General features: G+C 73.3%; 7 protein-coding genes. 6 read left to right on the forward strand and 1 reads right to left on the reverse strand.

Annotated features, from left to right (window positions below; genetic code table 11):
- From EBH09_RS37880 to EBH09_RS17275, 4 genes are all read left to right on the forward strand, one after another.
- The coding region (locus EBH09_RS37880) for a hypothetical protein (RefSeq protein WP_121747897.1) at positions 1-200 on the forward strand (200 nt) is incomplete at its 5' end.
- 118 nt (positions 201-318) lie between these two features.
- Complete coding sequence (locus tag EBH09_RS37885; RefSeq protein ID WP_193776369.1) at positions 319-456, forward strand: hypothetical protein; 138 nt, start codon at positions 319-321, stop codon at positions 454-456.
- Positions 457-634: 178 nt separating this feature from the next.
- Positions 635-931, forward strand: coding sequence for a type II toxin-antitoxin system VapB family antitoxin (locus tag EBH09_RS17270; RefSeq protein WP_003999914.1), 297 nt, complete (start codon positions 635-637; stop codon positions 929-931).
- Positions 932-1,109: 178 nt separating this feature from the next.
- Positions 1,110-1,730 carry a LytR C-terminal domain-containing protein gene (locus EBH09_RS17275; RefSeq protein WP_121747898.1) on the forward strand — a complete coding sequence of 207 codons (621 nt, stop codon included), beginning with the start codon at positions 1,110-1,112 and terminating at the stop codon, positions 1,728-1,730.
- A 43-nt stretch (positions 1,731-1,773) separates the two neighbouring features.
- Here the strand turns inward: EBH09_RS17275 and upp are convergent, their stop codons facing one another.
- Positions 1,774-2,409 carry a uracil phosphoribosyltransferase gene (gene upp / locus EBH09_RS17280; protein ID WP_121747899.1) on the reverse strand — a complete coding sequence of 212 codons (636 nt, stop codon included), beginning with the start codon at positions 2,407-2,409 and terminating at the stop codon, positions 1,774-1,776.
- A gap of 138 nt (positions 2,410-2,547) precedes the next feature.
- Here upp and EBH09_RS37890 point away from each other — a divergent pair, with 138 nt between their 5' ends.
- Entirely contained in the window at positions 2,548-2,778 is a 231-nt protein-coding gene (locus EBH09_RS37890) for a hypothetical protein (RefSeq protein ID WP_193776381.1), read from the forward strand.
- Between the two features lie 323 nt (positions 2,779-3,101).
- Positions 3,102-3,659, forward strand: coding sequence for a hypothetical protein (locus EBH09_RS17290; RefSeq protein ID WP_121747900.1), 558 nt, complete (start codon positions 3,102-3,104; stop codon positions 3,657-3,659).
- The last annotated feature ends 16 nt before the right edge of the window (positions 3,660-3,675 follow it).

The following is a 3,675-nucleotide window of genomic DNA, read 5'->3' on the forward strand; positions in this document are numbered from 1 at the left end:
CCGCCGGTGAGTACGACCACCTCGACACCGCCCTGCGCGCACCCTCCCGCACCGGCCGGCGCACCGTCGTGGCCCTGTCCAGCCCGCCGCTCCCGGCGCCCGGCCGCCGCGTCTCCACGCCCCGGACCCTCGCACCACCCGTTCCGACCGGGCCGCCGCCCTCCCCGCGCGCCCCGCGCTCCGTGGTCCTGCGCTGCTGACAGGACCGGACCGGCGCCGGCCACACCGGCCGCCGGCCCTCCGCAGGACCGCGCAACGCGAGAGGCGACACGCGACACGCGGAACGCGACCCCCCGAACACGGAACGAGGAACCCGCCATGCTCAACGACCCCTACGCCGTCCTGCGCGCCCTCCTGCGCGCCGAGGCCGCCCGCCGCACCCCCAAGCCCGACACCGGCAGGCCGCAGGCCCCGAGCGAACCCCGGCCGCCCGCGCGGGAAGGGAGGCGTGACTGACGCGGCCGCCCGAGCGACGGAGGCGGGTCCGACACCGCCTCCGTCTCCGGCGCAGCGCGCTCACGGTCGCCCGCCACAGGCCGCCGTTCCCGTTTGCCCCCGTTTACGGCGTCATTTCCAGCGCCGCACTCCGGCGCCATGGCTGCGCCCGCAACGTCTTGGCCGGTAGGCTTTCCGTGTGATCTTCAAGCGCATCGGAAACGGCCGGCCGTACCCCGACCACGGCCGGGAGAGCACCCGGCAGTGGGCGGACGTCGCGCCGCGCCCGGTCCGCCTCGATCAGCTCGTGACGACCAAGGGCCAGCTCGACCTGGAGACGCTCCTCGCCGAGGACTCCACCTTCTACGGCGACCTCTTCGCGCACGTCGTGAAGTGGCAGGGCGACCTGTATCTGGAGGACGGTCTGCACCGCGCGGTGCGCGCGGCGCTCCAGCAGCGCCAGGTGCTGCACGCGCGGGTCCTCGAACTCGACTGACCGGGACCCACGCCCCCTCGCGCCCCCTCGCACCCACCCGCGACGGCCCCTTCGACGCTTCGGCTTGACCCTTTCGGGTTGCATTGCGCCGAACCGCGGAACACCGACTGATCATCTAATAGGCATCGCCGCCCGAGCGCACTACGCTGCGCCCATGAGCATGCTCACTCCCCCTGGTATGGGCGGCCAGTACAAGATCACGGGGGACAAGTACCCGCGGATGCGACCGGCCCGACGACGCGGCCGGCTCGCGGTCGTCGCCGTCGCCTGCGTCACCGTGCTCGGAGTGCTCGGCTGGGGCACGCTCCAGCTCATCGACGTCTTCACCGGCGGCGACAAGGCCTCCGCGGCCGGTGCCGGGACGGACTGCGTGACCACGGCCGCGAAGGCGAGCGCCTCGCCCGCCGCCGTGGCCCTGCCGAAGCCGGCCCAGGTCACCGTCAACGTGCTCAACGCGACGACCCGCAGCGGCCTCGCGCAGAAGACCGCCGACGAACTGAAGAAGCGCGGCTTCCGCGTCGGCGACGTGAGCAACGCGCCCAAGAAGTACGACAAGAAGGTGCAGGGCACCGGCCTCCTGCTCGGCCCGGCCGCCTCCCCGAAGACCTCGCTCCCCGTGCTCGGCACCCAGCTCCCCGGCGCCGAACGCCGTACCGACGCGGCCCGCAAAGGCGCCGCCGTCGACCTGATCATCGGCGACGGCTTCAAGGGCCTCGCGAAGCGGGCGGACGCCGACGCGGCGCTGGCCGAGCTGGCGGCGCCGCAGCCGGCGTCCGCCGCGGAGAAGAAGAGCTGCTGAGCAGCCGTACAGGGGCGGGACGGCCCCGGAGCGTGCGCGTGCGCTACTCGGCGGCCCCGTACATCCGGTCACCCGCGTCGCCGAGGCCCGGCACGATGTAGCCCTGCTCGTTGAGACGCTCGTCGACCGAGGCCGTCACGACCGTCACCGGGGTGCCGGCCAGCTCGCGCTCCATGAGTTCCACGCCCTCGGGGGCGGCGAGCAGCACCACGGCCGTCACGTCGTCGGCGCCGCGCTTGATCAGCTCCTGGATCGACGCGACCAGGGTGCCGCCGGTGGCCAGCATCGGGTCCAGGACGTACACCTGACGCCCGGAGAGGTCCTCCGGCATGCGGGTCGCGTACGTGGAGGCCTGCAGCGTCTCCTCGTTGCGGATCATGCCGAGGAAGCCCACCTCGGCGGTCGGCAGCAGCCGGACCATGCCGTCGAGCATGCCGAGGCCGGCCCGCAGGATCGGCACCACCAGGGGGCGCGGGTGGGAGAGCTTGACGCCGGTGGTCGGGCAGACCGGCGTGTGGATGTCGACCTGTTCGGTGCGCACGTCGCGCGTGGCCTCGTAGGCGAGCAGGGTGACCAGCTCGTCGGCGAGACGGCGGAAGGTCGCGGAGTCGGTGCGCTGGTCGCGCAGCGTGGTGAGCTTGTGGGCGACCAGGGGGTGGTCGACGACGTGGAGACGCATGTCCTCCACAGTAACCGGGCCCCGTGGGGCCGGCGTCCCCCCGGCGGGCAGGGCCCGGGCCATGGCGCCACCCGTCCACCGGCGTCAAACCGCCCGGCCGGGGGAAGGTGGGAGGGACCGACGCTGGGTGGTGAGACTGTGCCTGACCGGGACTTCTACGACACGCCGTCCCCCGGCAAGGAGCCGGGGGCCGGGCGCGGGGCGGAGCGGAGCACGGAGCTGGACAGGGAGGCCGAGCGCCGTCGGCGCCGGGCCCAGTTCCTGCGCGACCTGGCGGAGGCCAGGGAACTGCGGGACCGCGTCCAGCCGCGCCGCGCCAAGGCCGCCCGGCTGCGCCACGCGATGCGCATGCGCACCTTCCGCTGGTGACGTCCCGACCGGTCCGGGGAAGATCGCGCGCCGCGCCGACGTTACGCGACGGGCGTACGCGGGTGCCGCGAGAATCCGCGTACGATCCGCACATGGCTGCGACAAGTGCGCTGACGGGTGGCTGCCCGGGTAGGTACTCCCGGGACCCTGGCCGACACCGCTGAACCCGAAACCGCCGGACACAGGGCGCCGAAGACGTCCCCTGAAGGCCTTGTTTCTGCCACGATTCCGAGTGGGTGGGGCTCGGAGCACCGCTCCCCCGCCCGCAGCCTCCGCCGGGGGGATCCCCAACCGGCACGCCTATGACCAGTGGGAGAGTCACGGTGTACTTCGCCGCACTGCTCGCGCGCACCGAAGACGGGTGGGAAGCGAGCGACACAGAGCTCGACGATGTGGAGACCCTGTCCGATCTGGCCGACCTGGCCCGGGAAGCCTCTCCCGACGAGGACACGGTGCTCGTGCTGATCGAGCAGGAGGACGCGTGGTTCGGAGTCGTCCGGGTGGACGGCGAGGAGGATCCCCGTATCTATGTCTCGGACGCCGCCGCCGCCGCCCGCAGCAGCTACGGCGAGATCCTGCTCACCGACGAGTTGCTCGGCCGGAACCCCGGGGACGACGGCGACGACCTCGACGCCCTCGACCTCGACGGCACGGAGGACGGTGAATCCGACGCCGGGGACGACGAGGACGACGAGGAGGGCGGCGCCGGCGACACGGCCGCCGGTACGGGTGAGACCGTGCCGCACGGCCCGGTCGGTGACGCCGAGGTCCTCGACGACCTGGGCGTGAGCGAGAAGGAACTGCGCTCGATGTCCGGGGACGCGGTCGGCGAGATCGCCGAGGCCCTGGGCGTCTCCGAAGTGCTGGAGGCCGTCCGCTGACCGTGCCGACCGAACA

The sequence above is a fragment of the Streptomyces sp. E2N166 genome, assembly GCF_003671715.1.
GTDB classification, from domain to species: domain Bacteria; phylum Actinomycetota; class Actinomycetes; order Streptomycetales; family Streptomycetaceae; genus Streptomyces; species Streptomyces thinghirensis.

Coding starts and splice junctions, on each gene's coding strand:
- EBH09_RS17275 (WP_121747898.1), top strand. CDS start 1,110: ATGGGCGGCCAGTACAAGATCACGGGGGACAAGTACCCGCGGATGCGA.
- EBH09_RS37885 (WP_193776369.1), top strand. CDS start 319: ATGCTCAACGACCCCTACGCCGTCCTGCGCGCCCTCCTGCGCGCCGAG.
- upp (WP_121747899.1), bottom strand. CDS start 2,409: ATGCGTCTCCACGTCGTCGACCACCCCCTGGTCGCCCACAAGCTCACC.